This window comes from Novosphingobium piscinae, from assembly GCF_014230355.1.
In the GTDB taxonomy this organism is placed as follows: domain Bacteria; phylum Pseudomonadota; class Alphaproteobacteria; order Sphingomonadales; family Sphingomonadaceae; genus Novosphingobium; species Novosphingobium piscinae.
In genome coordinates this window covers 1-23615 of record NZ_JACLAX010000009.1, presented here as the reverse complement: position 1 = coordinate 23615, position 23615 = coordinate 1, and the positions used below count along the sequence as shown (strand labels likewise).

23 protein-coding genes are annotated in these 23615 nt (G+C 59.1%); 4 read left to right on the top strand and 19 right to left on the bottom strand.

All coding sequences use genetic code 11. The features are described from left to right. Window positions 1–15: 15 nt before the first annotated feature. Together H7F53_RS10335 and H7F53_RS10330 are read right to left on the bottom strand one after the other, a co-directional pair. A complete protein-coding gene (locus tag H7F53_RS10335; RefSeq protein ID WP_185679518.1) occupies window positions 16–798 on the bottom strand; it encodes an enoyl-CoA hydratase-related protein in 783 nt (260 codons plus the stop codon). Further along, entirely contained in the window at window positions 795–1877 is a 1083-nt protein-coding gene (locus H7F53_RS10330) for a 3-hydroxyisobutyryl-CoA hydrolase (RefSeq protein ID WP_185679407.1), read from the bottom strand. The genes H7F53_RS10335 and H7F53_RS10330 overlap by 4 nt, the downstream gene beginning before the upstream one ends. Before the next feature lie 499 nt (window positions 1878–2376). Between H7F53_RS10330 and H7F53_RS10325 the strand changes: the two genes are divergently transcribed. From H7F53_RS10325 to H7F53_RS10315, 3 genes are all read left to right on the top strand, one after another. Beyond that, the gene (locus H7F53_RS10325) at window positions 2377–3135 is read left to right on the top strand and encodes a TetR/AcrR family transcriptional regulator (RefSeq protein WP_185679406.1); all 759 of its coding nucleotides are present in this window, start codon (window positions 2377–2379) and stop codon (window positions 3133–3135) included. A gap of 207 nt (window positions 3136–3342) precedes the next feature. After that, on the top strand, window positions 3343–4980 hold the full coding sequence (locus tag H7F53_RS10320; protein WP_185679405.1) for a flavin-containing monooxygenase: 1638 nt from the start codon (window positions 3343–3345) through the stop codon (window positions 4978–4980). Between the two features lie 92 nt (window positions 4981–5072). Further along, complete coding sequence (locus H7F53_RS10315; RefSeq protein ID WP_185679404.1) at window positions 5073–6710, top strand: class I adenylate-forming enzyme family protein; 1638 nt, start codon at window positions 5073–5075, stop codon at window positions 6708–6710. A gap of 1 nt (window position 6711) precedes the next feature. Here the strand turns inward: H7F53_RS10315 and H7F53_RS10310 are convergent, their stop codons facing one another. The 9 genes from H7F53_RS10310 to H7F53_RS10270 all read right to left on the bottom strand — a co-directional run bounded on the left by H7F53_RS10310 (window position 6712) and on the right by H7F53_RS10270 (window position 15070). Continuing rightward, window positions 6712–7362, bottom strand: coding sequence for a TetR/AcrR family transcriptional regulator (locus tag H7F53_RS10310; RefSeq protein WP_185679403.1), 651 nt, complete (start codon window positions 7360–7362; stop codon window positions 6712–6714). 55 nt (window positions 7363–7417) lie between these two features. Beyond that, window positions 7418–8518 (bottom strand): 3,4-dihydroxy-2-butanone-4-phosphate synthase, encoded by a 1101-nt coding sequence (gene ribB / locus H7F53_RS10305; RefSeq protein ID WP_185679402.1) that lies wholly within the window; start codon window positions 8516–8518, stop codon window positions 7418–7420. Next, complete coding sequence (locus H7F53_RS10300) at window positions 8515–9312, bottom strand: DUF2889 domain-containing protein (protein ID WP_185679401.1); 798 nt, start codon at window positions 9310–9312, stop codon at window positions 8515–8517. Before H7F53_RS10300 ends, ribB begins: the two co-directional genes overlap by 4 nt. A gap of 6 nt (window positions 9313–9318) precedes the next feature. After that, window positions 9319–9849 carry a flavin reductase family protein gene (locus tag H7F53_RS10295; protein ID WP_185679400.1) on the bottom strand — a complete coding sequence of 177 codons (531 nt, stop codon included), beginning with the start codon at window positions 9847–9849 and terminating at the stop codon, window positions 9319–9321. Between the two features lies 1 nt (window position 9850). Then, on the bottom strand, window positions 9851–10621 hold the full coding sequence (locus tag H7F53_RS10290; RefSeq protein ID WP_185679399.1) for an enoyl-CoA hydratase-related protein: 771 nt from the start codon (window positions 10619–10621) through the stop codon (window positions 9851–9853). Window positions 10622–10624: 3 nt separating this feature from the next. Further along, window positions 10625–11461, bottom strand: coding sequence for an enoyl-CoA hydratase/isomerase family protein (locus tag H7F53_RS10285; protein WP_185679398.1), 837 nt, complete (start codon window positions 11459–11461; stop codon window positions 10625–10627). 6 nt (window positions 11462–11467) lie between these two features. Continuing rightward, window positions 11468–11920 carry a nuclear transport factor 2 family protein gene (locus H7F53_RS10280; RefSeq protein ID WP_379542785.1) on the bottom strand — a complete coding sequence of 151 codons (453 nt, stop codon included), beginning with the start codon at window positions 11918–11920 and terminating at the stop codon, window positions 11468–11470. A gap of 87 nt (window positions 11921–12007) precedes the next feature. Beyond that, on the bottom strand, window positions 12008–14479 hold the full coding sequence (locus tag H7F53_RS10275; protein ID WP_185679397.1) for a TonB-dependent receptor: 2472 nt from the start codon (window positions 14477–14479) through the stop codon (window positions 12008–12010). An 84-nt stretch (window positions 14480–14563) separates the two neighbouring features. Continuing rightward, on the bottom strand, window positions 14564–15070 hold the full coding sequence (locus tag H7F53_RS10270; RefSeq protein WP_185679396.1) for a nuclear transport factor 2 family protein: 507 nt from the start codon (window positions 15068–15070) through the stop codon (window positions 14564–14566). A gap of 98 nt (window positions 15071–15168) precedes the next feature. Here H7F53_RS10270 and H7F53_RS10265 point away from each other — a divergent pair, with 98 nt between their 5' ends. Beyond that, window positions 15169–15828: a carboxymuconolactone decarboxylase family protein gene (locus H7F53_RS10265; protein WP_185679395.1), complete on the top strand. Its 660-nt coding sequence runs from the start codon at window positions 15169–15171 to the stop codon at window positions 15826–15828. Here the strand turns inward: H7F53_RS10265 and H7F53_RS10260 are convergent, their stop codons facing one another. The 8 genes from H7F53_RS10260 to H7F53_RS10225 all read right to left on the bottom strand — a co-directional run bounded on the left by H7F53_RS10260 (window position 15829) and on the right by H7F53_RS10225 (window position 23160). Further along, complete coding sequence (locus H7F53_RS10260; RefSeq protein WP_185679394.1) at window positions 15829–16629, bottom strand: SDR family NAD(P)-dependent oxidoreductase; 801 nt, start codon at window positions 16627–16629, stop codon at window positions 15829–15831. It lies immediately after the preceding gene. Window positions 16630–16662: 33 nt separating this feature from the next. Next, a complete protein-coding gene (locus H7F53_RS10255; protein WP_246438816.1) occupies window positions 16663–17907 on the bottom strand; it encodes a cytochrome P450 in 1245 nt (414 codons plus the stop codon). A gap of 16 nt (window positions 17908–17923) precedes the next feature. Continuing rightward, window positions 17924–19009 carry a zinc-binding dehydrogenase gene (locus H7F53_RS10250; RefSeq protein ID WP_185679393.1) on the bottom strand — a complete coding sequence of 362 codons (1086 nt, stop codon included), beginning with the start codon at window positions 19007–19009 and terminating at the stop codon, window positions 17924–17926. Between the two features lie 76 nt (window positions 19010–19085). Further along, window positions 19086–20180 carry an LLM class flavin-dependent oxidoreductase gene (locus tag H7F53_RS10245; RefSeq protein WP_185679392.1) on the bottom strand — a complete coding sequence of 365 codons (1095 nt, stop codon included), beginning with the start codon at window positions 20178–20180 and terminating at the stop codon, window positions 19086–19088. Between the two features lie 50 nt (window positions 20181–20230). Continuing rightward, window positions 20231–21385 carry an LLM class flavin-dependent oxidoreductase gene (locus tag H7F53_RS10240; RefSeq protein WP_185679391.1) on the bottom strand — a complete coding sequence of 385 codons (1155 nt, stop codon included), beginning with the start codon at window positions 21383–21385 and terminating at the stop codon, window positions 20231–20233. 408 nt (window positions 21386–21793) lie between these two features. Beyond that, complete coding sequence (locus H7F53_RS10235) at window positions 21794–22219, bottom strand: VOC family protein (RefSeq protein WP_185679390.1); 426 nt, start codon at window positions 22217–22219, stop codon at window positions 21794–21796. Window positions 22220–22410: 191 nt separating this feature from the next. After that, the gene (locus tag H7F53_RS10230) at window positions 22411–22653 is read right to left on the bottom strand and encodes an AlpA family phage regulatory protein (RefSeq protein WP_185679389.1); all 243 of its coding nucleotides are present in this window, start codon (window positions 22651–22653) and stop codon (window positions 22411–22413) included. A 45-nt stretch (window positions 22654–22698) separates the two neighbouring features. Continuing rightward, window positions 22699–23160 (bottom strand): transcriptional regulator, encoded by a 462-nt coding sequence (locus H7F53_RS10225; protein ID WP_185679388.1) that lies wholly within the window; start codon window positions 23158–23160, stop codon window positions 22699–22701. Window positions 23161–23615 lie beyond the last annotated feature (455 nt).

The window sequence follows — 23615 nt, the reverse complement described above, 5'->3', positions numbered from 1 at the left end:
AAAGGCTCGCGACGCTCAGCGGCCTTGCCAAACTGCTGGACGCTTCTTGATGAATGCTTCCATGCCTTCCGCCTTGTCTTGTGTAGCGGTCAGTATCTGGAACAGGCGCCGTTCGCTAACCAAGGCCTGTTCCAGAGTGGTCTCGAACGCGGTGTTGACCATTTCCTTATTCACCATCGCAGCCATGCGCGGCATACTGGCGATAAGATTTGCGGTGCGAAGTGCATCTTCTGCAAGCTCCTTCAGGGGCACGACCCGCGTTACTAGGCCACTCCGCTCGGCTTCTGCGGCGTCCATCATCCGACCCGTCAAGCACATCTCCATCGCCTTAGCTTTACCAACGGCGCGAGTGAGCCGCTGGGACCCGCCCATTCCCGGAGCAACACCTAGCTTGATCTCGGGTTGACCAAATTTGGCGCAATCGGCCGCAATGATAAAGTCGGCCATCATGGCGAGCTCGCATCCGCCACCGAGCGCGAAGCCATTCACTGCGGCGATCCATGGCTTGCGCGTCGACTTGACTAAACGCGACTGCCAATCGGCGAAGAAGTCTGCGAGAAAGAATTCCGCCGCGCGCTTGTCCGCCATTTCCTTGATATCCGCGCCCGCAGCGAATGCCTTATCGCCACTGCCGGTCAGCACAGCGCACCCTTGGGCTTCGTCAGCCTCAAATGTCGCAAACGCTCTCACGAGCTCGGCACAGACTTGGGAATTGAGCGCGTTCAGGGCCTTGGGGCGATTGATCGTGATAAGCGTCACTGCGCCAAATGTCTCAACCAAGATAGTTTCATAAGTCACAGCGGAGTCCATTCTTCATGTTGTGGCAGGTGATTGAAGATTGCATCAAGCGTGGCGGGGCTCACCGCTTCTGAGGTCGAGGGCGACCAAAGTGGAGCGTTGTCCTTGTCGACAATCATCGCGCGGACCCCTTCGGCAAAATCCGGCATGACGAGCACGCGCGCAGCTAACCGATATTCCATGGCCATGTTTGCAGCGAAGTCTGGGAGCTTCAGACTGGTCGCCAGCTGCCTCAGCGCGACTTTGCACGACGTCGGACTCTTGGCCCTAAGCTTGTCGAGAATGCTCGCGGCAAAGGCTCCACCTTCAGCTGCAGTCGTAGCGATGATCTCATCAAGTTGGTCGCTGGCAAATAGGCGTTCAATGTCACCGGCATAGCGCGCCAGCGCAGGCTCAGGCGGGTTTACTGACAGATCCCCGAGCACGTTTTCCGGCGTTTCACCAAAGACTAGACGTGCCTTAGCTACTTCGATCTGCTCGGCCGGGAGGTAGTGGCTGGCAAGCCCTGCCCACATACATTCGGCGCCATCGAGGCGAGCTCCGGTCAGCGCAAGGTATTGTCCAAGCCGGCCCGCCAGGCGAGACAGATACCATCCGCCGCCGACATCAGGGAATAAACCGATGCCACTTTCCGGCATGGCAAGGCGCGTATTCTCCGTAGCCACGCGGAACCGGGCCGGCTGCGAGATACCCACGCCGCCACCCATGGTGACACCGTCCATGAACGCGACGATGGGCTGCCCACCAAAGCCGGACTCGTACATGTAAAGGAGATGGTTCAGACGATATTCGTCAAAGAAGAATCGACGACCTTCCCTGCCGTTGTCCTCGATCGCGCTGCGACGGAGCAGATTGATATCGCCGCCGGCACAGAACCCGCGTGAGCGCTTCGCGTCATCATCGGGCTCCGCGGAATGGTCTATCAGCACCGCCTGAATATCTGTGCGCCCTCGCCAGCACAGCAGGGCGTTCGTGATCGTTTTCACCATACGGGTTGTTAGCGCGTGAAGAGCACGGGGTCGGTTTAGAGATATTCGCCCAACAGCTCCGTCAACAAGCGCAAGAACCTCTTCGCTCACTTTGCTAGCCCTTGCAAATCTCAACCGACCAGCCAGCCCGCTGCCGGCTGCCGTCTTCCGGCTTCCGGCTTCCGGCTTCCGGCTTCCGGCTTCCGGCTTCCGGCTTCCGTAGCGCGCCGGGGTCCGTTTCAGCCACATCGCATCCAATCAGATAAAATTCGTACGAGAATAAATATATTCTGTCAAGAATACCATTGTCTGCGGGCTTGCGCGAGATATGGCCTGCTTAGCATAGCCATCAGCTTGCGCCTGGATTTACGCCGAAGTCCCCAGCGATACAGCGAGCGTCAACAGCCTAAAGCTACGAACAGCAACGCAGGTCTCGGGCTGTCTACCTGGCCGGCAGAGACCTGTCTCGGTTAGCAGCCGCGGTACCGGCCGGCTGGAATGGTAGGCCGTCCACTTGTTTCCATGAATTGCCTTGAAGACGCGCTCCTGCCTTTTTCAGCGAAAGCCCAGCCCTTGCACGGAACAAACTTGTCGCGCTTCGCTGAGTCGCTTGACCGCCAAGACGATCCTCGGCAGTTGTCAGCTGCCCTGGATAAGCCCTACTGGTCTGCGCCAATCTAAACACGCAAACTGGTTTGCGCTGGGCCCAATGTCGAGAAGCCTTCCCATGCCCACAGTTGAGATTAATCCTATCAAGGCGGAAGTCGACGAGATCAAGCGACGCCGGATCCTCGAGGAGGCTGTGCGACAGTTCTTTGAGAAGGGCTATGACGCAACCTCACTTGAGTCGATCGCAGAAGAGCTCGGTGTCACGAAACAGTTCATTTATTCGCGATTCCGCAACAAAGCGGAATTGCTCGTGCACGTGTGCCGGGCAGGAGCTACGGCTGCAGACAAGACCGTTGCCTACAGCACGACGCTCATCGGCGACCCTGCAGCTCGTCTGGCGCAAGTCATACGCTATTTCGTGAAGCTACAGATCGAGCATCGCCGTGAAGTCGCACTATATTTTAGGGAGGCCAAAAGTCTACCTGCTGCGGAAGGCGATGCCATCAACGAGTCTAAACACCATTTCCACCGCATGCTGCGAGGGTTGCTGACCGAGGGCGCAAGCAGCGGACAATTTGCGCTTTCCGATCCCTCGCTTGCAGCCTCTGCACTGGGGGGGATGGCGTCCTGGGCGTTCACTTGGTTTCAACCGGACGGCCGTTGGGATGCCGAAGCGGTAGCGGCTGAACTGGCGGTATTGGCGCTCAGAACAGTAGGCGTCAGCGATCCCTCGGCAGTGCACGCTGCGGGTTCTCCCTGACCCAGGGCGCCAGGGTCACCTTATTTTTCTGCTAACCTGCCTGAGGTCGTCTGGCTGACTCCTCACGCTGAGTACACCTAGCCCGCGCCATGCGGTGCTGCGGCGGGCATGACGCGCGGAATTTTATTCTTGACCGAATATCCATATTCGTTAGAGTATTTTTGACGCAGCGGGCCGTTCCGCTGACGGAATCGCGAAGGTGGTCCAATGGTAAGCGGTGAGCAGAAGCCTCAGTTCGATGTTGTTGTCATCGGCGCCGGGGTCACCGGCATCTACCAGACTTACCTGCTGGAGCAGGCCGGCCTTTCCGTTTGCGGAATTGAAGCTGGCGCAGACGTGGGAGGAACTTGGTTCTGGAACCGCTATCCGGGCTGCAGGCTCGACACCGAGAGCTATGCCTATGGCTACTTCGCCCTGAAGGGCATCATCCCCGACTGGGATTGGCGGGAGCGGTTCGCCGCCCAGCCTGAGATGCTGCGCTATGCCAATCGCGCAGCTGATGCCATGGATGTGCGTAGACTGTACCGCTTCAATACCAAGGTTGTGGCCGCTCACTATCAGGATGAGGCCAACGTCTGGACCGTGAACCTCGACACGTCGGAAGTCATCACTTGCCGCTTCCTGATCTCCGCGACGGGGCCCCTCTCGGCGACGCGCATGCCCGACATCGTCGGGATCGATTTGTTCAAGGGCGAGTCCTTCCACTCATCGCGCTGGCCGGTCGATGATGCTGGCCTGCCGCGAGACATCGACTTTGCCGGGAAGCGCGTCGGGATCATCGGGACCGGAGCCACCGGGGTGCAAATCATCCCGATCGTGGCAGAGAGCGCGGGCGAACTTTTCGTGTTCCAGCGGTCGCCCAACTGGTGCACGCCGCTTGGTAACACGCCGATCAGCGCGGAAGAGATGTCGGTGATCAAGGCGCGGTTCCCCAGCATCCTCGAATACGTGAAGATCACCGACACGGCCTTTCCGTATCACCGCGACCGCCGCAAGGCGATCGACGTGCCTGCCGAGGAGCGAGAAGCGTTCTTCGAGGAACTCTACAACCAGCCTGGCTACGGCATCTGGCTCAGCGGCTTCCGTGACCTTCTCGTCAGCAAGGAGTCAAACAAGTTCCTCGCTGACTTCATCGCCGGCAAGATCCGCCAACGGGTTAAGGACCAAACAGTCGCCGAGAAGCTGATCCCCAAGGACCATCCGTTTGGCGGCAAGCGCGTGCCGATGGAGACCAACTACTACGAGGCCTTCAACAAGGACAACGTGCGCCTCGTCGATATCCGGGAGGCACCGATCGAGCGGATCACGGAGACTGGCATTCAGACCGCCGACGGGTTCTATGAGCTTGATGTCATCATCTTCGCGACCGGCTTTGACGCGGTGACAGGCTCGCTCGACCGCATTGACATTCGCGGTAAGAGTGGCCGCCCCCTGAAGGAGGCCTGGGCGGAGGGACCCTCCACCTACCTTGGCCTGCAGGCGCGCGGCTTCCCCAATTTCTTCACGTTGGTCGGGCCGCACAACGGATCGGCGTTCTGCAACGTCGGCGTCTGCGGGGGACTGCAGGCGGAATGGGTCACGCAAATGCTCATCTATCTTTCAGCCAAAGGGCTCACTTTCTCCGAACCCTCGCAGGCTGCCGAGGAAGAGTGGACCGAGTCTATTTACCAAGAGTTCTCGCGGACATTGCTGGCCGAAGCGAATGCTTGGTGGGTCAGGACCACGACCAAACCGGACGGTACCGTCGTCAGGCGCACGCTGGTCCACGTGGGCGGCGGGCCAGAATACCGCAAGCGCTGTGAGCAGGTTGCCTATCATGACTATGCGGGCTTCGAACTGGCGTGAGCCTCCACATATACAATCAACATTACCGTTGACAGCGTGGGCATCAATCTACATGTTGAAACCAACAAGCGATCGCGCGGGAGAGTTTCGCCTTGTTAGCAACCGAGTGGTCTGAGGTTTCGCCGCTAGCGGACCTGCTTGTTCGCAGCGCAGCCACGCACCCCGACCGCAGTGCGCTCGTCATGCCCGGGCTGGCCTTGACGTATGCCGAACTGTACGAGGCCTCGACGGAGATCGCGCGCGGCATCCTCGGCCTGGGTCTCAGCGCTCGGGCCAAGGTCGGTATCCTAGCGAACAACAGCCGGGAACTCGTGACAGCCCTTTTCGGGACCGCCCTCGCCAACTGCGTGGCGGTACCGCTCAATGCCAGACACAAGAGCCTAGAACTCGGCTACATCATCGAGAATGCCGACCTTGCGCTGATCCTTACGACAGCAGCAGATACGCGGTACGTCGACTTCCGCGAAGTCCTGACGAATGCGTTGCCATCGTTGGCTGCGAGCAGCGCAGATGCTCCGCTGTCGCTTGCAGAAGCTCCCCTGCTGCGCGCCATCGTAGTGCTAGAAGGCGATGCGCCGGCGGGGTTCATGACCCGATCGGCGCTGATCGAGGCGGCCCACAGCGTGCCTTTCGCCCGAGTCGATGCAGCACGCCGCGCGACACGGCTGCGCGACACGGCTCTGATCATCTATACTTCTGGTACAACTGCAAATCCGAAGGGCTGCCTACTCAGCCATGAAGCCGTAACGCGTGGGCCGGTAGAGCGAGCCGGGCGACGCTTCCGCGCCCGGGAGCACGATGTGACCTGGGGAGGCGGCCCGCTTTTCCACATCGGCTCGCTTGCGCCGTTCATCGGCGTAATCGGTACGGGCGGGACCTACGTGACCGATGTGATGTTCGATGCGGGCCGCGCCCTCGAGTTGATGGAGCGTGAGCGGGTCAGCGTGGCATGGCCGTGGTTTCCTGCCATCCTGCAGCCCTTGCTCGACCATCCGGAGTTTCATCCTGGCCGCTTGGCGGCGCTGCGCAAGGTGCTCCTCATCGCTCCCCCAGCCTTGGTCGACCGCGCGCAACGCACATTCCCAAAGGCCGAGTTCATGCAAGCTTGCGGCATGACCGAGACCGCGGGCATCTTCGCCTTGTGTTCGCCCGATGAAACACCCGAGCAGCGCACCGTCAGCCAGGGAAAAGCCGTGCCGGGTGTCGAGGTGAAGATAGTCGATCCCGACAGCGGCGTGGAACTCGCTGCCAATCAAGTGGGTGAGATTCTGGTTCGCGGATACTGCGTGATGGACGGTTACCACCGGTCACCTGAAAAGACCGCGGAGGCGCTCGATGGCGAGGGGTGGCTGCACACCGGCGACCTCTATGCTCGCGCCCCCGATGGCCAACTGTCATTCCATGGCCGCGCCAAAGATATGCTGAAAGTAGGCGGCGAGAACGTGGCAGCAATCGAGGTCGAGGCCTATCTTTGCGGCCATCCCGCTGTAAAGCTGGCCGAGGTGGTTGGTCGTCCCGATCCCCGTCTCGATGAGGTCCCCGTGGCATTTGTAGAACTGCGTCCTGGATGTAATGCCAGCGAAGCTGAACTCATCGCATTTTGCCAAGGCCAGATCGCGAGCTACAAGGTGCCTAGAGCGGTGCTCTTTGTTTCCGACGGCGAATGGCCGATGTCGGCGACCAAGGTGGACAAACGGGTCTTGCGGGCGCGGCTTCAATCGGGCGGCTGAGTTACCGCTTTTGCATCCCGCTGAAGAATATCTCGCAGAAAGCGTCGGATATCTCGGGCGCCGAATGCGCACCGCCGGGTTGATACCATCGATGCGTCCAATTGAGCATGCCGAACACGGCATTGGCCGCCACCGAAACTGCGATGTCGCTACGCATCTCCCCACTGCTGATCAATTCGCTGATCAGGCTTAACACAATTCGTTCAAAGGTGCGGGTCTTGGTCACGATGCGTTGAGCCCAGGCACTCTTTTCGCTCGTGATCCGGCTCATTTCCTCCTGAATGTAGACGTACATGTGGGGATAGTATTGGTCGTAGGCGGACATCAGCTGGGTTATCACTGACCTCAGCTTCTGTGCCGGCTCGAGCGTTTTGTCCGCAAAAATGGCCTCGCATGCGGCAATATTCGCTTCCACGCCGACCCTGAGGCACTCGCGGAACAGTTCTTCCTTGCTGCCAAAGTAGTAATACACAGTGGCGCGATCGAGTCCTGCCTTGTGGCCAATTTCGGCCAGCGTTGTTGCCTTGAAGCCGTGAACTTTGAACTGCCGGCCCGCGATCTCGACCAGTTCCGCGCGTTTGGCCAGATAGTCGGCACTGCCTTCTTCAAGTGCAGACTTGCGGCGTTTGGATATGTTGCTGGTCGTTGCCATGTGCTGTGGCCTATCCATCTCGGGCAGCGATGACAAGGCAGGTCCAGACAGAACGTCAGCTCCCGATTATCGCCCGGCGGTCGACCACCTCCAGCCCGAATCCTTCCAGCGCCGCCATCTTGCGGCGACTGGAGGTGAGTAGAGCCATCCGGCCGACGCCGAGATCCTTTAGAATCTGCGCACCGATGCCGTAATCGCGTTCGCTGGACACGCGCGCATATTCGCCCCGCCCGCCAAGCACGCGGCGCGAGATTGACGAGCGGTCGGGGTCCTGGACAAAAACCGCCACTGCAGGACCGTGATGCTGGGCCATTTGGCGAAGCGCTGAAGGAACATAATCGGGGTGCGCGTTGCGATAGCCCAGCAAGTCCGCGGTGAGATCGAACTGGTGAACGCGGACGAGTGTGTCGCACCCCGGACTGATCGCGCCGCGCACCAGAGCGACGTGTTCTGCCTGGTCGACCCGGTCGCGGTAAACGTGAATGGTCCAGCTATCGCCATAGTGGCTTTCGAAAGGGCCACTGGCGACCCGTTCGACAAGGGATTCGGTCCGCCGGCGCCACGCGATTAGGTCGGCAATCGTGCCGATCTTCATCTCGTGCTTTTCGGCAAACGGAACAAGATCGGACAAGCGGGCCATTGTCCCGTCAGGGTTCATGACTTCGCAGATCACCCCCGCCGGGATCAGCCCCGCCAAGCGGGCGATGTCCACGGCTGCCTCGGTATGCCCGGCTCTTACCAGCACGCCGCCGTCGCGGGCAACCAGCGGGAACACATGGCCGGGTGAAACGAGATCCTGTGGTCCGCAAGCGGCATTCACCGCGACAGAAATCGTCCGCGCACGATCATAGGCCGAGATCCCGGTAGTCACCCCTTCCCGAGCTTCGATCGACACCGTGAACGCCGTTCCATGCCCAGACCGGTTGTCGCTCGACATGAAGGGCAGTTCCAGCTCGCTTGCGCGCTGTGCCGTTATCGCCAGGCAGATGAGGCCCCGCGCGTGGATGGCCATCTGGTTGATCCGGTCGGGCGTTGCGAACTGGGCGGGAACGATGATGTCGCCTTCGTTCTCACGGTCGTCGGCATCGACCAGAATGAACGGTCGCGCATTGCGCGCCTCGTCGATGATGTCGTCGATGCTGGCGATTGCGGTCATTGCGCTTCCCCTTCTCTCGCACAGGGCGACGTCGCCGCCTCCAGCGGCGGCAGCCCGTCGCTCATGTCGCGCACGTAGTCCATGTTGTCGTAAGCGGTCTCGAACCGGGCTCCGCTGAAGCTGTAGCAGGCACCGCGCCGCAGAGGCTCCTCTGACACCCGGCGCGGCACCGGGCTGTCGACGATATAGGCTCGTCCGCGCGCGACGAAGACCGCCATCTGGGCGATCCGCCACAGCTCCGCTTCGGCTGCATCGAACTGCTCCGTGACCCACCGCGAGAACCCACCAAAGAGGCTTTGCCCCTGATACGCTCTAGGCTCTGCCAAGATCTCGTCCTGAAGCACCCAGGCGACAACAACCGTTCCGTTCTTCCTGACGTCAAGCCGCTGGCAGCCACCCGGGTCACGATCGGTCAGGGCCACCTCGATCACCGCGTCGGGTTCGTCGCGAAGTAGCCAACCGAGACAGAGCCGGGCGAGGTCCACAAGGTGGGTGCAATGGCTGCTGCGATCTAAAGCTGAAAGCGAACCGAGAGCGGCTGCCGCCGGCTGCGCCTTCAGCATTCCAAGCGCAGCCATGGCGCCTTGGCAGCTAGTCTTGGGGTACCGGTCCATTCTGGCTCGCACGTCAGAGATGACACCCTCCGCCAGGACGATGGCCATGGCCATGTCGTGATACTCGTCGAGAAGGGAGATCTGTGCCCCGCACGCCTTGCGCTCATAGGCTATCCGCCGCCGGAACACGCCCCCCCCGTAGTCGGGATTGGGCGGATAGTGGTGCAGATCGGCAGACAATGTCTGTCAGCTTGATTCGGTGAACCGGCCGTAGGCGCCCTTCAGAAACAGTAAGGGGCCGGCCGCGCGTTCCACGACCAGGTGTTCCACCCGGCCCAGCACGATCGTGTGGTCGCCTGCTTCGATCTCGTCGGCTATAACGCATTCGATATGGGCAACGACATCGTCGAGCAGCGGGATGCCGCGGGCGGACAAGCGGTGCGACGTGCCGGCGAACTTGTCTCCGCCGCGTGAAGCGAACCGGCGGCAAAGCTCCAGCTGGTCTTCGGCGAGCACGTTTACACAGAAGTACCCACCGGCCCTGACCAGCGGCCAGCTGCTGGACGAGCGGTCGGGGAAGAACGCGACGAGCGGCGGGTTGAGCGACACCGAAGTGAACGATCCAACCACCAGGCCGGCAGCTTCTCCATCCTGGTTGATGCCCGTGATTACGCAGACACCGGTCGGATAGTTGCCGAGCACCGAGCGGAAATGGCCCGGATCGATCTCCACCCGGATATCGGTTTCTACGGATCCGGGCGCGCCATCGACCGCCATCTCAGCGACCGGTCCAGACCGGCTTGCGCCGCTCGGCCCCCGCCAGTTCGCCCTCCCGCTTGTCTTGGCTTTCCGCGTACTGCTCGATCTCCTCGAAGCGCGTCATCAAAGCGACTTCGAGTGGGTGGCCCAGGCGGCCGAGCGCGGCAGCCTTTGCCGCCTGGTTGGCCAGCGGGGATGCGGCGTTGATCTTGTCCGCCCATTTCTGCGCGGCCTGGGACAGATCTGCGAAGGGCACGACTTCGTTGACCAGCCCGAACCTTTCGGCGACGTCAGCTTTGATCCGCTCTCCGGTAAGGATCATGCCCATGGCAATGTGGTGAGGCAACTGCCGCATCGCACGGTGAACGACTCCGCATTCCCCGATAATGCCGACTTTGGTTTCGGGCAGGCCGAATTGTGCGGTTTCAGCAGCGACGATGATATCCGCGCACATCGCGAGTTCGAAGCCGCCCCCGACGCAGAAGCCTTGCACTGCAGCAATGAGCGGCTTGCGCAGTGTCACCAACGGCCCCCCGATCCCGGTAAGTCCGCCGCCCAGCGCCATACGCACCTTGCGCTCGGCGCCGCCAGACACATCCGCCCCGATACAAAAGCCCTTCTCGCCTTCGGCGGACAGGACGGCGCACCAGATGTCGGGGTTGGTGTTGATCGTCGACCACGCATCGAACAGCAGGTCGTCCATCTCCTGGGTGATTGCGTTGAGACCCTGCGGGCGGTTCAGCCGAACATGGGCGACATGCCCTTTGATTGAAAACTCTACGTCTGCCATGAACTACTCCTTCGGCGCCACGAGCGGGCTCGTCGGCGCAACCTTGAATTGCTGGATCACGGCCTTGAGGCCCTGGTCCTTCATGCGTTGCCTGACCTCGAGCACTGCGGGTGCGAGATGGAGCAGCGCATCGATATCGGCGATCCCGGACAGCGCCTGGCGGAAACCTGCTGCCTCGGTTGCGCGATTGATGGATAGCTTCTTCAGCCGCAGCACGTCGGGCGGGGTCATGGCGACGCGCTGGGCGAGCGAGCGAACCGCGGGAATCAGGTCCGCTGCGGGAACACAATGATTGGCCCATCCCCAGGCGACGGCTGTCGGGCCATCGATCCAGTTACCGGGCACAAAGGCGAACTCCTTGGCGCGCTTCGGTCCTACCAGACTGACCCAGGTGGGGGCGATGAAGCCGCCGCCGATCGGGATGGTCGGCTCGCCAATGCGCACGTCGTCCGCGACGACAGTGATATCCGCGAAGACGCACATCTGCGCTGCGGCAGCAAGGCAGAAGCCATGAACCGCGGCGATGACGGGCTTGGGATGGTCCCACATCATCAGCCAGCGCGCGACGTTCGACCGAAGACGTTCATGGTCCAGCATTGGATCGGCCGGGCCATTGTCGCCCGCTCCATAGCTGGACAGGTCCATCCCGGCACAGAAGCCCCTGCCCTCGCCGCGGATGGCGATGACGGGACCGCCCTCTCGCTTGAGCCGCTCCAGCGCATCTGCAAACTCGTCGAGCAGCTGGGGCGAGAGCGCGTTCGCCGCCTCAGGGCGATCCAGCACGATCCAGCTGAGTGCCTCCTCATGCTCGATCCGGATGCTGGTGTAGTCGCCTCGCATGTGAATTTACTCCAGACGGCCGATCGGGTTCGACGCCTTGACGTGGTAGTCGGTGGTCATCGTAGTCTTGAGAATCCGCCGCTTGAACTTCCACTGGCCATCACGCTTGACGATGACATCGTGGTATTGACCATAGAGGATGCCATCTGGACGATCCTTGGTATAGCGGTGAATGGCCAGAACGGCGGCCCGAAGCACAACTTCGGTGTCGCTCACCCAGTCGATCACGATGTTTGAGACGTGGTGCGACGTTGCGCGGAAGAATGTTCCGATCCCGTCAAGCGTCTTGGCATAGGCCTCAATGCCAGTTGCCCCGAAGTTTGGGGCATAGCTGACTTCACACTCCTCGGTAAAAAGCTCGATCATTTTTTCCGGCATGTTCATGTCGAGGTAGTAGGCGTAGTCAAATACGATGCGCTCGATTTCGCGCTCCTCGGCGATCCTAATAACAGGGTCCACAGTCATTCTCCTTGGCAGTTGAACGCCTGCCCCGTGCAGCATCTTTGATGCGGTCACGCGATGCTCACGGGGCAGCTTGGTCGCCGATCAGAAGTCGTACTTGATTTCCACGCCGTACATGCGCGGCAGACCCGGCAGGACCGAATTGATAGCGTTGACCGCACCGAGTGCGAAACCGCCCACATTGTACTTCTTGTCCGTCAGGTTTTTGACATAGGCGGAGACGGTGGCGCCGGTTCCGAAAGCATTGCTGAGTTCGGCGCGAAGATCGAACAGAGTGTATCCGTCGATCCGCGTACCAGGCAAAATGGTTGCCGCGGCATTCGAGTAGTAGAATGCCGACTGGCTATACATATCGCCACGCAGTGACACTGTACCAACCGAGGCAATTTCGTGCTCCACCTTGGCGTAGGCCGAACCAGTCCATTCAGGCACGTCGCCATAGGGACCGAACTTGACCACGGTGTTACCCACGATAGCCGTGTTTTTCGTATAGCGCGCGTTGGTGTAAGCCAGCGTCCCGCCAATCTGGAACCATGGCGACACCCGCAGAGATGCATCCGCCTCGAGCCCGGTGACGCGAGCCTTCTCGACGTTACCACTGACGGCGGCGACACCCAGATAGACGGCGCGAATGACATTGCTGATATGTTGGTCGTAGGCAGCGATGTTGAGCGTAGCTGGCATGGTACCGATTTCGCCATTGAACTTCGCACCGACTTCAAAGTCGTAGGTGGTCTCAGGCAGGAAGCGATTACCAACCGTCTTGCCGGCTGAGTTCACCGACGTCGCGGTGCCGTTGAACCCTCCAGTGCGCCACGAGCCACGGTGCGTGATATACAGGAGGAGACTGCTGGTCGGCTTGTAATCCAGAGAAACCGTCCAGCTTGGCTTGCTGGCCTTCAGCTCCTCCGGCCCGACTCCCTGCCCAACGTTGAAGTCATCGAGGAAAGGATTGAAGCCTGCAGTACGCCTTGCGGGCGTGTAGTTGGTCTGCTCCCAAGTGTAGCGAGCACCACCCGTGACATTCAGCTGATCACTCAGCGCGTAGGTCATCTGGGCGTAAACCGCCTTGGATTTTGATACGACCTGGTATTCACGGAGAAAGCTGCCCAAGTTGTCGCCAAGAGCAGCGACGTAGTCTGGAGCAAACACGAGAGGAAGGCGCTGGGCATCTTTGCCTTCAAAGTAGTATAGGCCACCGATGTAGGTCAGCCTACCGGACTTGCCTGACAGCTGAAGCTCATCGGACAGCTGCCTTTGAACATAAGTATAGCCTTCAGCACCCGGACCACCGATCTTGGGATTGCCGAAATTGGTCGCCGACGTGCCGCCATCAAACCCGATGTTGAGCGGCTCGAACGGCGTACCATCCACGTCAGTTCGATCTCGCGATTTCGAGTGGTTGAAGCCGAACACGTTCTTCAACTGAAGATTGTTGTCCCACTCGTATGTTGTGGTGTTGGTCAGAAGGTGCTGGCGCCCCTGATGGGCTCCGGTCTGATTGTTGAAAATATCGTAAAAGCCGAAGTTTTTCTGCGCATTGATGAAGCTCGGCAGTCCGCTGAAACCAAACTTCGCAAATTGTGCTCCATATTCAAGATTGGGTGCGATTCCGTCAGGATAGAGCGTGGCCGAAGGAAGACCGAAGCCGAGTTGCCCAGCGTAAGGCTGACCATTCACAAAGTTGTTCTTGGCATCGGTGTTGGCGCCCGAACTGCCGTTCACGCCATAGTAGTTGGTAGCACGCAGGCCGGCACTGACGCCCCCTGTGAAGGCATATTGGTAGACTGTAGTATTGGTGAATCCACCGGACTTGATCTGAATTGTAGGACGCACCGAGAAGTTATCGATCGACGCGTTGCGCGTACCGAGCAGAAGGTTCCGCTGATAGCCGTCGCGCTTCTGGTACTGCGCCGCTACACGCCCGGAAATGACCTCGCCAGGCACATTGATAGCACCTTCCGCGACTACGTTATTGTAGTTGCCGTAGCTGAGACGGGCATAGCCACCGAAATTCGCGTCGGGCTTGCGTGTTTCATAGAGCACCGCGCCACCAGTCGCGTTCCGGCCGAACAGTGTGCCCTGCGGGCCCTTCAGGACCTGGATCGACTGCAGGTCGTAGAACGCGCTGGAAGACGTCGACTGGGCATTGAACTCATTGATATAGTTCAGCACCGCAGGCGAGGCGAACGAGAACGCATCCAGCGACTGACCACGCAGCGAAAAACTGATCTGGTTCGACGAGTTGGTCTGCCGAACAGTAAGGCCAGGAGTAGCGGTCTGCAGATCCGATTCAGAGAAAATCCGACGCTCGGTCAGCTCACCGGCACCGAGCGCGGCTACCGAGACTGGGACATCGGCCAGCTTTTCCGCCTTACGGCGGGCGGTCACCACGATCGCGTCGGCACTACCTTGATCAGCACTGTCGCTTGCCTGCGGCGTGGCAGGCTGCTCCGGCGCCTCTGCGGCCACTGCAGGCTGAGCGGCCAACAAGGCAGCCAAGGAGGCCCCAGCAAACAACACAGACGAACGCGCACGCTGGTTGGTGAATTTCATCACTTTTCTCCCGTCTTGGCGCTCATCGGCACCTTGTGGTTCAACATTAACGTTGACTGGTTGGGCAAAAAAAATCTGCCGCCCTTACAGCCTTGGAAAATCACTGCGTGCAGGCTCAGCCCCAGGCCAACGGACATTAAGCTCGGAGGTCAACGACTGTCCCGCCTCAGACCATGGCCCTATGTGCACCACCTTCATGGCTCGTACAGCGATACGCCACACGCCATCCTCGCGGACGTACTTGTCGAGGTACCGCACGGCGCCAAAATAGGTTTCGGCACCAAGGCCTAATTCAAGATGGGCGCAGGCAGTCCCGTCGGCAGAATCTGGCCCCGTAAAGCTGATGTGCACGTAATTGGGCGTATGCACGGTCTGGCCCATGCCAGATCTCGCGGCTCTGATCAGACCAACAATTGCCGCAGGGCCAGAAGCATCGTCGAAACCAGAAGCTTCGAAACGGGCGTCATGGGTGAAGCAGGTCGCAAGGACATCGAAGTCGTCATCGTCGGAAGCACGGAAGTATCCTGCAACCAAATCCTGGATTTCAGCGCGATCTTCCAGCCTCTTGATACGCTCTTCAAGCGACGCCACAGCCGACTCTCCTCTTCCCAGATCGTGTGTATGACGAGCAGGCCGTGACGGTCAACACCTAAGTTGACAGAATGCGTAGCCGGTACCAAAGTTACCTCATGACCGATGTAACCATTGCCGCATTGCGCGATGAAGCTGAGCGCTACACGCGGGACCTCGCCGATGGAGAGCCGCTAGACGCCCTATCTGCCGCCCTCGTTACCCTTGCAGTCAGTTCGTCTGTTACAGCGCTTGACCGTGCCGAAGTCGGCGCAGCAATCGAACGCTGCCTCGATGCTGGCGCGTCGGTCGCGCAGGTCCAAGAGATTATCGCGCTAACCTCTGGTTTAGGTGTGCATTCCCTTATGGTGACAGCGACAGCGGTACTTGATGCGGCAGCAGAGCGGGGACTGCTCGACCCTCAAGCGCCTCTGGAACCGGAAAGCCAGGACCTATGGAACCAATATGTCGGCGACGATCCGTTTTGGGAGGGGTTTTCGAGCGAATTGCCCGGGTTCCTTGAATCGCTGCTGAGGTTGTCGCCGGACATGTTCACGGGCTTTTTCGAATACTGTGCCATCCCTTGGCGTAGCGGTACGGTCCGTGCCCGGATCAAGGAGCTATCTGCCTTGGCCTGCGATGCGGCGCCAAGTCACCGGTTTCGTCCTGGCTTTCGAGTCCACCTTAAGAATGCGGTCGGGCTCGGTGTTGGCCGTCTGGCGATCATGCAGGCTATGGATATCGCTGCCGCGGCACCAGAGCACCGCGGCACCGATTGATCACGCTGCGTTGAGGCCACGCCAAGCTAGTGCGCCGCCGTCGATCAGATAGGCGGCACCTGTAATAAACGAGCTGTCGCTGCACGCCAAAAACACTGCGAGTTTTGCAACCTCTTCAGGTTCGCCCAAACGTGGCAGCAGGTGCGCGCCCCGCAGGAATGCCTCCACTGCAGAAGGATCATCGGCCGCGCTGATGTACTTTTCCAGCATCGGCGTCCGGATCGCTGCAGGACAGTAGCAATTGACCCTGATGCCGAACTTCGCGAGGTCGGTTGCACTTGCCTTGGTCAGCATTTCGACACCGCCCTTCGTCGCACAGTATGCTGCTGCCATGGGATAGGCCACGGTTGCACCGGTCGACGCTACATTAACGATTGCCGCCGCCTCCGAGTTTTTGAGGTAGGGGACAGCATACTTGGTACAGAGCCAAACAGCTTTCAGATTGATGTCGTTCACGACATCCCAAATTTCCTCGGGAAGTTCCTCGATAGAGGTGTTGGGGGTGAGATCAGTCTCATGTATCGCTGCATTCGCGTGCACCACATCGATCCCACCGTACAGCTTGGCTGTCTGGTCCATTAGGTTGCGAATGGACTCGCTGCTGCGCAGATCGACCTTGATGAACTGAGCGGTACCTCCCTCACTGATGATCAAGTCAACAGCGTCCCGCCCTGCCGCCTCATTGATATCCGCGACGATGACCTTGGCGCCTTCACGGGCCATCTCACGGGCACTTGCGCGGCCCATACCTTGTGCAGCGCCGGTGACAACACAGACGCGTTCTTCGAGCCGCTTGGCCATTACACTATCCTCATTCTGTGACTTTTTTGGGGGTCAGGGCCATACCAGCGGGACGTTCTCGACCGCTGCGACAATGCCCGAATGATAAACGGGGTTCGCACCTTCTGCGAGGCGGAAGGTTGGAATGCGCTTGATCCATTCCTGCAGTGTGACTGTCGCTTCCAGTCTGGCCAGGTGCAGCCCAGCACAGCGGTGCGGACCGCCACCAAATGTGCTGTGCTGCGGAGCTTTGCGCTCCCAATCCAGATCCCACGGGTCGGCGTTGGCGGATTCGTCCAGACCGTGCAAAGCGGTTGGGAGCAGGATCATATCGCCGCGCTTAAGCTCCACTCCGCGGTAAACTTGGTCTACCGCGACCATGCGCGCCTCAGATACCACCGGGAATCGCCGGAATAGCTCTTCTACGCCGCGGCGGAGCTTCAACTCATCAAACCGGATTTCTTCAATTTTCTCCGGGTGCCGTGCCAGGTAGATCATCGAAAAACTGAGGAAGTTGACCACAGTGTCAAGGCCGCCAAGCAGCAGAAGCGAAATCAAACCCAGCGCTTTATCGTGTGGCATCGGCTCATCATTGATGCGGCCGTTGACCATCACCGATATCAGGTCTGTGCCATCCTTACCGCGACGCTCGCGAATGATCGGATCGACATAGGCAAAGAACCCCTCGTTTGCCGCTTCGAGCGTGGCCGCCATTTCTTCCGGTGAATTTCCCGCCGGACGGGTCATGTCCTTGGCCAGAGCGGAAAGCTTGGGAACATCCGACATTGGCAGATCTGCCATTGCCATGAAGACCTTAACCGGGAAAACATTAGCGTAGTCAGCAGCAAAATCACACTGACCCTTAGCGACGAGCGGTTCAATCAAATCGATAGCTGCCTGTCGGACTTGTTCTTCGACCTTGCGGATTTGTGCAAGGTTCAGCCCGCTATCGAGCAGTTTGCGATAAGGCGTATGCTCAGGAGGATCCATGCGAGTTGGAACCATGGCATACTTTTCACCCGCCTCTTTTGGCAAGAAGATGACTTCGCTGGAGAACCGCGTTGGATCACTGTAGACTTCCTTTACCACGTCTCCGCGCGTGGCAATCCAATGGCCGCCGGTTAGCGGTGTCCACACGAGTTCAGGCATGTCGACTGTCTGAAGGGCTTTCCACGCTTCGTGATAACCGTTGGCGATGCCATCCAGAGCATACATGTCGATATCGCGCTCGAGCTCCTGCGGTACATGCGCCGGGCGAACGGCGCGAACGCGTGCGTCAGGAACAGCCGTGCTGGTCATGGTCTGTACTCCGTATTCAATTAAGGTCGGGATCGATAACGGCCTTGATCACCGAGCCGGACGCTGTCGCGGTCAGTGCGTCACGTGCCTGACTGACTCCAAAGCGGTGACTGACGATCGCGGCGAGCGGATAGTCGGCCTGCATCCTTGCAGCCAGATGCAGCGCCTGATGGTAGTGCTTGGGCTTGGGGAATGTTGCGCCGGCAATCGTAAGATTCTTGATGGTGAGGTCGCGAGGCGAAATTGGCTGCGTTCCTATGGCTCCCCAAAGACCGAGAATGATATAGCGCCCATGGTTTCCGGCAAGATCGACGCCCTCGGGAAAAGCAGGCAGCACGCCGGCTGCTTCGACGACAATGTCGGGACCATTGACGGCAACCCGGTCATAAACCTGTCGACGCCGCTCTCCCGGACTGTCCTTTAGCGATATGGTAGCGGTTGCCCCGAGCGCACGTGCGATGGCAAGACGGTTGTCATGCATGTCGACGGCGATAATCTCGCGTGCGCCAGCAAGCTTGGCAACCAGGATTGCCGAAAGACCTACTGGTCCCGCCCCCTGCACCACGACCGTATCGCCCATCCGGACGGAACCGCACCGTTCGAAGCCTCGCAGTACCGTCGGCAAGGCGCAGCCAAGAGAGATCACTGCATCGACCGAGGCTCCGTCAGGCAAACGAAAGAAGGCCAGTCCATTGGGAAGCCAGGCGAAGTCAGCATAGCTGCCCCAATTTGGCTTCTTCGCGTCTTCGAAGAATTGCGAGTTATCGCAGGGCGTCTCGTCGAGCACCGTGCAACTATGACACCTGTGGCAGAGTGCTATGGGCGCCCAGTACACCAGGTCTCCAGGCTTGACATCTACGCCAGCGTAATCCGTGGTTACACCAGCGCCCAGCTTTTCGATCCGCCCGACGCCTTCATGGCCGAGGATGATAGGAAACGGCATGGTGCCTGCTTCACCGGACATGATGTGAACATCGCTGCCGCATACACCGCCAGCCACAATGCGGACGAGTGCTCCGCCCGGCTCCGGGTCGAACACGGGGACATCCCAGATCTCCACGCGATTGGGTTCAACAAGAACGCAGGCACGTGCAGTGCTCATAAGGCCTCCTCTGCCCTTCGGGCAAAAATCCGGTGCTGGCACGATAGTTCGCGCCAGCACCGGCAGTCCGGCAGGGTCAGTTGGGCATCCGCACCTTCGGGCAGACTTCCGTTGCAAGCCGACGGAGCGATTCTTCCCAGGGCTTGGGATCTTCGATGCTGTCGTGCTGGTTGGCCACGATCTGCCCCCAGCCGCCGACCTGGTCGGCCAGCTTTTCAAGCTTTTCAATGACCGTCTCGGGCGAGCCGCACAGGATGACGTGATCGATCAGGAACTGCTCATCGATGCCATCGGGCGTGATGTCCACGCCGCTGTCGTGAATGATGCCGTCGAACAGGCCGAACTTGACGTAGATTTCCTTGAGATACAGGTGCCAGGTGTTCATCATCCCAGTCTTGCGAACAAGGCGCTGTGCTTCGGCATCGGTGTCTGCGATGAAAACATCGCGGCAGACCCGGTAGCGCTTGCGGTCCGGGGTATGCCCTTTGGACTCCATGGCCTCGGCCCAGGTGTCCCAGTGCGCCTTCATCTGGGGCGTGCCACCAAAGAACGAGATGGGTGAATAGTCGCGCTCTCCGGCAAACTTCATCGACGATGACTTCTGCGACAGGCCGGTCACCGCCAACTCGAGCGCTGCGCGCCCGCCATAGGGGCCGTTGTTCGCAATCTCGACGTTGTACTCGGGCATGGTGTCCGGACCCGGAAAACCAGCCTGGAAATACTTGCCCTTCTCGAGGAACGGCTTGCCCTCCCAGACACGTTCCATGAGCGCCAAAGCCTCGAGCTGGCGTGGCGGGAGTTCTGCGATCCCGTCAAATCCATGCAGGATCGCATCCGTATGATGTCCCCCGGGCGCGACGCCAAGGAAATAACGGCCTTCCATGACCTGGCTGAGCCAGCCGATACGGACGGCCAGAGTGGCAGGATCGTGGTACGGCAGGAGGTGGGCCATCGGCGCGAAACGGATTTGCTTGGTGGTCTGAGCGCAGGCCGCGATGATCGCCTCCGGCATGGGAATGTTTTCCCAGCCGAGGGTGTAATGCTCGCCGATCATGAAGTCTGCGTAGCCGGCTTCATCGGCGATGCGCGCAATATCGACAGCCCAATCAAACACCTGCCGCGGCGTGCGGCTCGGCGGATTGTAAGGGGTCATGAAGATTCCGCACTGCATGGACATTCTATTTCTCCCAACGAAAGATATTTCAAATTATCAACGCGATATCATACGAACACGCCTTCGTCGTTTTTCGTCGAAAAGCGGGGTGCGACCTTGCTGATAAACTTTTCCAATTCTTCTTGGTTTTCCTCAGGTTCAAGATGACCCTGACCAAACATCAGAAAGAGTTCGTCGAAGCCAAGGCGATCGTGAGCCTGGCCGATCCGGTCGGCGATCTCGTCAGCCGATCCGATCAGAACGTTCGGCGGCCGCTGCCCCATCGGGATGAACCACTCATCCCAGAACCACATGTGCTCTTCCATCAATTTGGCTGCACGGTCCTTGTCGCTGGTCAGCATGAGGAACCCTCCCCAGGCGGACGCCTGAGTGTTGGTCACCTCGCGACCAACCTTGGCCGCTGACGCGATGTAGCGGTTGTTAAGCGACTCGCAGAAATCGAGGTTGTCCGAGAGCACGATCAGCTTGCCCCCCTCTTCTGCCCAGAAATCGATCGTCCGCCCCGACGCTGCAAAGCCGCCGTAGATGGGTGGATGGGGATCCTGGAAGCACCGGGGGGCGATGCCGATCTCCCGAACGACGCCGTCGGCGTCCTGCCCTTTCCCGAACTTGGCGTAAGCGGGATGACCAGCAGAGCCCCCGTTCGGCGGAAACTCCCAGTTCTCACCCTTGTGACTGAACACGTCGTTGGTCCAGGCCTTCTTGACGACCCGGACACCTTCTTCGAACATCGAGCGATTGCGCGCATCCTGCTCATCCCGGGCCTTGACGTTATCCGGGGTAGTGGCGCTCACGCCTTCCTTCGCCGCATAACTGTCAACCCAGCGTGCATGGTATCCGCGCGTGAAGCCACAATACAACCTGCCCTGAAGCATGTGGTCGAGAGTGGCGATTTCCTCGGCGACACGGACCGGGTTGTGCGTTGTCATGGTGTAGCCCATGATCCCGGCCTTTAACCGCTTGCTGTTCTGACCCACGAAAAGGCTGAACATGCCGGGGTGATTGTTGGCCTCGAAGCCTTCGATCTGGAGATGATGCTCAGGCTGGCAATAGCCATAGTATCCGAGATCATCTGCGAGCCGGACATACCCTCGAACCTCCTCCAGAAAACGCTGATAGAGGTCGTTGCGCTGGCCAGCCATGCCCGCTTCGATTTCGTGGCGGCGCCCGACAACGCCCGTCTGCATCAGGTGAAACTTCATCGCCTCGATCCCCAGACTCTTTTATCAACACCGACGTTGATAGGGGGGCGCATCGACCTTTGTCAATGCCGATCGCGCAAGCGAACCGGGCTTACCAGCGCAGCAAGATGTAGACTTCGCTCGAGCCCAGATCGCCGAAACGCGCGACAGCCTTCCCGACGCGTACCGCGGCGCAAGTCAGGACAACGCCGAAATAATCGCGGTTTCCAGAGGCAAAGTGCATGGGCAGAACATCATCGAAGCGCGTAGATCTATCGCTCGAACACACGCCGTATGCTAATATTTCAGAATCCCCCATTCACATAAATCACATAGATCGTAACCAAACATTTTATCAGATTATAGATCTTATTGCATATTTATATATTACAGCCGTATTATTTCGAGGTGACTTTTGCAAATAAACATTCAAACAAATGTGTCCCGCTTTAGCTCCACTCCGTTCCCCTCAGGATCTCGTATATAAATTGAATCACCGTAGCCCTTGGCCCCATAACGTGATTTTGGATAGTCAATCTCTATACCGAAGCATGCGAAGTGTTTACTAATTTTATCAAAATCAAATTTGTCGATTGTCACGCAGATGTGATCTACATTCCTTCCAAGACCGGCGGGAGCAGAAACTCCAGACTGACCGAGAGGACCTGCAAAACTGACTATATCGAGCATCGCATTGCCAATGCCGAGATGCCACAGCCCCAGATCGGGGCGTTCCCAGACCAGCTTACAGCCTATGCAATTGATGTAGAATGCAACCAGCCCTGGCGCATCCTGCGCTCGAAGCACAACATGGTCTAATCCAGTCACACTAAATGGTATATTGTGTTTAGTCATAAATATATTACTCAATATATTTGATTTTTATTTACAAAATTGTACTTTTTCATTACAACTTTTCCAAATATTGACATTATAATTCATTTTTATGCAAATTTTTGTTTTGATTTATTCAAAGTCGCTTTCGGAACGACCGCAGATTCCACCCATTTTAATGTGCACACCAATCCCTCTGATTCAGTGTGCCTTTATGAACGGTTTGACGAAGCGACCGAGCGTATGCAGTCATCGATCTCCGACTCAACCCAGACCGCGCATTTGGGTCCAAGTGATCGTGATTTCGGGAAGCGCCCTTCGCTCATGCGCTGATAAATAGCGGAACGCCCCAGACCCACACGCGAAATGACTTCGGGGAGTCGGAGGAGACGCGCGGGCCCGAGCCCGCCGCCTGCCGCTGCATTCGAACTGTTTAGGTGGTTGATCTCTTGCATTTTGATCCTCGATTCAGAAGATACGATACCTCCGAACTCAGTGGCCTAGCGATTCAAGAACGTGGTGATATCGCGGCTACCGACATCGTCGATGTGTTTGGCAAGCAACCTAGATACTAGTTGCGCGGTGCCCCCTGCCCACTTGGGCCGGATTTCCTCGACGCGCCGACCAAGCACCCGCTGTAGTTGACCTGCAAGGCCAGCGAGGAACTCCTCGAGAAATTCGCCCATCGCTCCGTGCATCCATTCGCGCGCAAGGTCCTCTTCGCCCGCGAGGAGCAGGATCAGGCTGGCGCGCGGCCAGGCGCCGCAGGCGCCAAGCACGCGGGCCGCTTCGTCGAGGCCGATCGCGCGGTCGCCGCGCGCAACACGCAGCAGGGTTTCGCGGTGCATGCCACACTCGGTCGCGATGATGTGGCGGGGCCGGCCCGAGGCCGCAATCGCGTGGGTCAACACGCGGGCCAGGGCCTGGTTCGCCAGGTCTGCAGGGGGAGATGCTGCGGTCATGTCTGTGCTCCTCGTCGGCTGATCCGGTTCGAGTCGAGAGAATATCGCAGGCGGCGGTGCGTAGGAAACAAGAAAGAACAATAACGGAACATCTCGGTAAAAAACGAATCACGTCCTACCTGCGAGTCGACGGAGAATACCGTCGCCGAGCATGGCGGACGTCGTCTCTTTGGAACGATTTTACCAGCTTATGCGCTGATGAGGTGCGACAAGGGACAAAGGATAAGTCCGCATCGATCCGCCTGGCACGCTCGATAGCAGCATACTATTTCCTACACTCGTTTCCTAGATTCATGTGGATCTCGCAGCGACAGCAAGGCGCTGTGAACACCCTCCAGCTGGAGCATCCCCATGACCTCTCTCACCCTCCCCCGGCGATCCGCCCTGCCCCTCGGCAAGGCCCTCGACATTGTCGTGCCGCTGACGATCGCGGCGCTCGCCGCCAGCGCCGCCCA

Coding starts and splice junctions, on each gene's coding strand:
- ribB (WP_185679402.1), bottom strand. CDS start 8,518: ATGACCGCAATCGCCAGCATCGACGACATCATCGACGAGGCGCGCAAT.
- H7F53_RS10250 (WP_185679393.1), bottom strand. CDS start 19,009: ATGAGCACTGCACGTGCCTGCGTTCTTGTTGAACCCAATCGCGTGGAG.
- H7F53_RS10275 (WP_185679397.1), bottom strand. CDS start 14,479: ATGAAATTCACCAACCAGCGTGCGCGTTCGTCTGTGTTGTTTGCTGGG.
- H7F53_RS10320 (WP_185679405.1), top strand. CDS start 3,343: ATGGTAAGCGGTGAGCAGAAGCCTCAGTTCGATGTTGTTGTCATCGGC.
- H7F53_RS10255 (WP_246438816.1), bottom strand. CDS start 17,907: ATGACCAGCACGGCTGTTCCTGACGCACGCGTTCGCGCCGTTCGCCCG.
- H7F53_RS10245 (WP_185679392.1), bottom strand. CDS start 20,180: ATGCAGTGCGGAATCTTCATGACCCCTTACAATCCGCCGAGCCGCACG.
- H7F53_RS10285 (WP_185679398.1), bottom strand. CDS start 11,461: ATGCGAGGCGACTACACCAGCATCCGGATCGAGCATGAGGAGGCACTC.
- H7F53_RS10225 (WP_185679388.1), bottom strand. CDS start 23,160: ATGACCGCAGCATCTCCCCCTGCAGACCTGGCGAACCAGGCCCTGGCC.
- H7F53_RS10230 (WP_185679389.1), bottom strand. CDS start 22,653: ATGCAAGAGATCAACCACCTAAACAGTTCGAATGCAGCGGCAGGCGGC.
- H7F53_RS10295 (WP_185679400.1), bottom strand. CDS start 9,849: ATGGCGGTCGATGGCGCGCCCGGATCCGTAGAAACCGATATCCGGGTG.
- H7F53_RS10260 (WP_185679394.1), bottom strand. CDS start 16,629: ATGGCCAAGCGGCTCGAAGAACGCGTCTGTGTTGTCACCGGCGCTGCA.
- H7F53_RS10310 (WP_185679403.1), bottom strand. CDS start 7,362: ATGGCAACGACCAGCAACATATCCAAACGCCGCAAGTCTGCACTTGAA.
- H7F53_RS10235 (WP_185679390.1), bottom strand. CDS start 22,219: ATGACTAAACACAATATACCATTTAGTGTGACTGGATTAGACCATGTT.
- H7F53_RS10290 (WP_185679399.1), bottom strand. CDS start 10,621: ATGGCAGACGTAGAGTTTTCAATCAAAGGGCATGTCGCCCATGTTCGG.
- H7F53_RS10240 (WP_185679391.1), bottom strand. CDS start 21,385: ATGAAGTTTCACCTGATGCAGACGGGCGTTGTCGGGCGCCGCCACGAA.
- H7F53_RS10265 (WP_185679395.1), top strand. CDS start 15,169: ATGACCGATGTAACCATTGCCGCATTGCGCGATGAAGCTGAGCGCTAC.